Here is a 4,895-nt window from a genome sequence, read left to right on the forward strand (position 1 = left end):
CCGCGCCGAACGTACGCCAGCTTTGCGGGGGCAAAAGGGAGGTCATTGTACACACCGACACAGAGGCTCACAAATTTAGCGACGAAATGTCGTAAATTCATGTCGCATTTGTGAAAGGTTTAAAGCGATCTGCTGTGCTAGTCAAAACTTTTTTTAATTTTGACTGCTACGACTCAAAGACTACTGTGACGCAGACACCACAACGCACGCGGCTCGAAAGCCGCATGCGTCGCAGAAATTTTGAGGTGCCGGGAGAGGCGGCCTGGGTAAGGCCGCCGAATCTTCAGCGAGCTGTTGCCAGTTCCTGTTGGACGCTGGCGACAGAGCGAGGCCAAGGTTTACCAGCCTGAACCTTCGCTGGCAAGGCCTTGATGGCGGAAACAGCCGCATCACGATTGGCGAAGTTGCCGTAGGTGATGACGTAAAGCGGTTTGCCGTTGAGGACTTTCTTGAAATAACGGTACTCGCCGCCCTGCTCCTTGACGAAGTTTTGCGCGGCGGTTTCCGAACTGGTGCCGAGGATCTGCACCACGTAGTTACCCGGCGCCTGACCTGCGTACCAGGTACCACCGGCAGCTTTCGCGGCAGCGACTGGTTTCTCGGCAGGCTTGGCCGCCGCAACAACCGGTTTGGCTGGCGCTGGAGCAGGCTTGGTGGCTGGCGCTGGAATCGGCGCAGGCTTGGCGGTAGCGACCTGGGTCGGTGCGGGCACGGGTTTGGCCGCAGGGGTCGGCGCCGGGCCAGCAGGCACGCCTACAGGCGGTGCAGTGGTGGTTACGGTTGGCGGCGTCGCGCTGGAGCCTTCAAGCGGTACTCCATCGTCACCTTCAGTGATGCCACCTGCGGCCTCAGCCAGAGGACCACGCATGACCGGCTGCGAGTTACCGACCAACGGCAATGGCATCGGCTGCGTGTTGCCGGCGAATTCGACGGCTGGTGCGCCACCGCTCGCCTGAGACGCACCCTGACCGAGCGGCAATTGCGCCTGCTCGTTGGCCGGTGCACCCGTGGTTGGCGCTTTACTGCGACCGGGCATCAGCCAGGCGGCGGCTACCGCGACCACAACGACGGCGGAAATCGCCAATACGTGTTTCTTCGGCATATTGAACCCCATACTTGGACGCTTCACCGCTGAGCGGCTGGCAATCATGGCTTCGATCATCGCATCGCGGGCAACCTGGTTGATGTTGCCAGGCCAACCCTCGGAGCTTTCGTGAATATCAGAGATCTGATTCGCAGTAAAAAGTTCGATACCCCGACCTGCGCCTTCAAGGCGCTGATCCAGATACTCGCGGGTTTCTTCTTCGGTATAAGGCTGCAGCTCGATGACATGAAAGCGCTCTTGTTCGAGCTGCAAGGCGTCGAGCTGAGCAATCATCGACGATTCGCCAAACAGGAAAACGTGCGGACGCCCTTCCGGCGCACCAGCACCCAGCGCCATCAACGCTTCCAGTGCAGACTCGTCGAGCTGCTCGGCATCATCCACCAGCAGATAGACTTCCTGACCGGTCAGCGCCAGCTGCACCACCTGAGCCACGATCGCGCCAACCTCGGCCTGGGCAACATCAAGCGCCTGAGCCACCTGACCCAGCAAACCGGCAGAATCACCGGCGCCACGGGCGGAAACCACCACGCTCTGCACCGATTGCTTGTTGGTGCTGGCCACCAGGGCCTGGCGCAACAGGGTCTTGCCGCTGCCTTGTGGACCCGTAACCACTAACAGCAGCTCGCTGTAACGCGCCAGGTGATGCAACTGCCCCAGCACCGGCTTGCGCTGGGCCGGGAAAAACTTGAAGCCAGGCACCCGTGGAGCAAAAGGGTCATGATTCAACTGGTAATGGCCGAGGAAAGCCTCGTCGGCATGCAAACTAGTCATCGCGTTCTTATTAACCTTTCAGCTGAGCCAGGGCGCGGTAATCCGCTCCCAGCGTGGCCTGTAGAACCTCTTTCGGATAATCATCGGTCACTACCGCTTCGCCCATGTGGCGCAACAGCACCAGGCGCAAACGACCGTCGATCACTTTTTTATCAATTGCCATGTGTTCGAGGAAATCAGCTTCGGTCATCTCTTCAGGCGGGATAACCGGCAGCCCGGCGCGCTGGAACAGGCGAATACCGCGATCGCGCTCCTGTTCGCTGATCCAGCCCAGGCGCGCGGACATTTCCAGAGCCATTACGGTGCCAGCAGCGACCGCCTCGCCGTGGAGCCAGACACCATAGCCCATATGGGTTTCGATGGCGTGACCGAAGGTATGGCCCAGGTTGAGCGTGGCCCGCACACCGGTCTCCTTCTCGTCGGCGCCAACCACCGCAGCCTTGGCTGCGCAGGAACGCTCGATGGCATAGGTCAGGGCTTGCTGATCCAGATTACGCAGGCGATCGACGTTGTCTTCGAGCCAGGTCAGGAACGGCTCATCACAGATCAAGCCGTACTTGATGACTTCCGCCAGGCCGGCAGACAGCTCACGGGCAGGCAGGGTATTGAGGGAGGCCGTGTCGATCAGCACGACGTTCGGCTGGTAGAAGGCGCCGACCATGTTCTTGCCCAGCGGATGGTTGATCCCGGTCTTGCCGCCCACGGAAGAGTCGACTTGCGACAGCAACGTGGTCGGGACCTGAATGAAATCAACACCGCGCTGGTAGCAGGCAGCCGCAAAACCGGCCATGTCACCAATCACGCCGCCGCCGAGGGCGATCACCGTGGTGCGACGGTCGTGACGGGCAGTCAGCAGGCCGTCGAAAATTAGTTGCAGGGTTTCCCAGGTCTTGAAGGCTTCACCATCGGGCAGTACCACGGAAATCACCGAGAACTGCGCCAAGCTGCGGGTCAGACGTTCGAGATAGAGCGGCGCAACGGTTTCGTTGGAGATAATCGCTACTTGCCGCCCGCGAATATGCGGGACCAGCAGTTCAGGCTGATCCAACAAACCTTCGCCAATATGAATCGGGTAGCTGCGCTCGCCTAGATCGACCTTGAGTGTCTGCATGTGTCCCCACAGTGAAGATGGAATCAGGCGTCAAGCCTTGAATTAACGAATGTCCATGGCGTCTGCTGGTGTGACGCCGCTTGCCAGCCATGCGCCACAACCTTGTGCGGTCATGGCAGGACGCCGAGGATAGCGCATTTCGTGCGGCGCTTTAACGGGGCGGCAGTTGCTGCAACCGTTCCAGAATATCGAGTACAACCATTCGCGGCGGCCGCTCATCGGTTTCGACTACCAGATCGGCAATTTCCCGATAAAGCGGATCGCGGATCGCCAGCAGATCCCGAAGGGTCTTCGCCGGATCGGCGGTGCGTAACAAGGGACGATTGCGGTCGCGAGCAGTGCGTCCGACCTGCTGCTCGACGGAAGCATGCAGATAGACCACCCGCCCACCGGCATGCAGCGCCCGACGATTGGCTTCGCGCATGACGGCGCCGCCACCGGTCGCCAACACCACACCGTCGTAATCGCAGAGCTCGGCAATCATTGCCTCCTCGCGATCACGAAAGCCCGGTTCGCCTTCCTTATCGAAGATCCATGGGATATTGGCGCCCGTGCGTAATTCAATTTCCTTATCGGAATCTTTGAATGGCAAGCGCAGCTCTTTGGCCAGCAACCGGCCGATGGTGCTTTTACCAGCGCCCATCGGTCCTACAAGAATCAAATTTCGCACAGAATCAACGACTCACAGCAATCGCCTGGTTATTCATGATACGCGGAGTGAGAAACACCAACAGCTCAGATTTTTTCTCCGAAACCACGTCACGCCGGAAAAGGCGGCCAAGATACGGCACATCGCCAAGAAATGGCACCTTATCTACAACCTTGCTCTGAGTATTTGAGAAAACTCCGCCAATCACGATGGTCTCGCCATCGTTGACCAGGACCTTGGCGTTGACTTCGTTCTTCTTGATCGGCGGCACATCCTGGACCTTGTTCAAGTAGTCCGGCTCGTCCTTGGTCACCTTCACTTCCATGATGATCCGGTTGTCGGGGGTGATCTGCGGCGTCACTTCCAGCGACAGCGAAGCCTCCTTGAACGACACCGAAGTCGCGCCACTGGAACTGGCTTCCTGGTAGGGAATCTCGGTGCCCTTGAGGATTTTTGCGGTTTCCTTGTCGGACGTGACCACCTTGGGTTGCGAGACGATTTCCCCGTTGCCGGTTTTCTCCATGGCTGACAGCTCCAGGTCCAGCAAGACGTTATCGGTGATAAATGCGATACCGATTCCCGAGGTGTTGTTGACCGCACCCAAGTCGACGAACGGTGAGTTGGTACTGGTACTGCCGGGCGTTCCGATGGTCGACGAAGCATTGAGTCCGTTATTGACCCCGGAAGCGTTCCAGTTCCCCTTTCGTACCGAACCGCCCCAGCGCACCCCGAGGCTTTTGTCATAGTCGACGTTGGCTTCGACAATGCGCGCCTCGATCATGACCTGACGCACCGGGATATCCAGCTGCGTGACGATCCTGCGCAGCTCATCAAGCCGCTCCTGTGTCTGGTAGGCAATGATGTTGTTGGTGCGCTCATCGACGGTGATCGAGCCCCGTTCGTCGGGTTTCGCATCGGCGTTGGTCACCGACTGGAAGAGCTTGGCGATATCCGCCGCCTTGGCGTAATTCACCTGCAACAGCTCCCGACGCAGCGGCGCCAGATCGGCAATCTGCTTTTGTGATTCCAGCTCCTGACGCTCACGGGCAGCAATTTCATCGGCCGGCGCAACAAGCAGGACGTTGCCGACCTTGCGCTTGTCCAGCCCCTTGGTTTTCAGCACCAGATCCAGCGCCTGATCCCACGGCACGTTCTGCAAGCGCAACGTGATGCCGCCCTGCACCGTGTCGCTCGCGACCAGGTTGAGGTTGGTGAAATCGGCGATCAGTTGCAGCACCGAACGCACATCGATGTCCTGG

At 59.1% G+C, this 4,895-nt stretch carries 4 protein-coding genes; all 4 read right to left on the reverse strand.

Going from position 1 to position 4,895, the window contains the following annotated elements; genetic code table 11:
- Window positions 1–283: 283 nt before the first annotated feature.
- On the reverse strand, window positions 284–1,876 hold the full coding sequence (locus ACRESJ_RS15760; protein ID WP_431758727.1) for an AAA family ATPase: 1,593 nt from the start codon (window positions 1,874–1,876) through the stop codon (window positions 284–286).
- Window positions 1,877–1,886: 10 nt separating this feature from the next.
- Complete coding sequence (aroB, locus tag ACRESJ_RS15765) at window positions 1,887–2,987, reverse strand: 3-dehydroquinate synthase (RefSeq protein WP_431758728.1); 1,101 nt, start codon at window positions 2,985–2,987, stop codon at window positions 1,887–1,889.
- A gap of 151 nt (window positions 2,988–3,138) precedes the next feature.
- Window positions 3,139–3,657 carry a shikimate kinase AroK gene (gene aroK, locus ACRESJ_RS15770; RefSeq protein ID WP_053153402.1) on the reverse strand — a complete coding sequence of 173 codons (519 nt, stop codon included), beginning with the start codon at window positions 3,655–3,657 and terminating at the stop codon, window positions 3,139–3,141.
- Between the two features lie 4 nt (window positions 3,658–3,661).
- Window positions 3,662–4,895 (reverse strand): type IV pilus secretin PilQ (locus ACRESJ_RS15775; RefSeq protein WP_431758729.1); only part of this gene is annotated, 1,234 nt, incomplete at its 5' end.

It is taken from the genome of Pseudomonas sp., assembly GCF_050739655.1.
Classification (GTDB): Bacteria; Pseudomonadota; Gammaproteobacteria; order Pseudomonadales; family Pseudomonadaceae; genus Aquipseudomonas.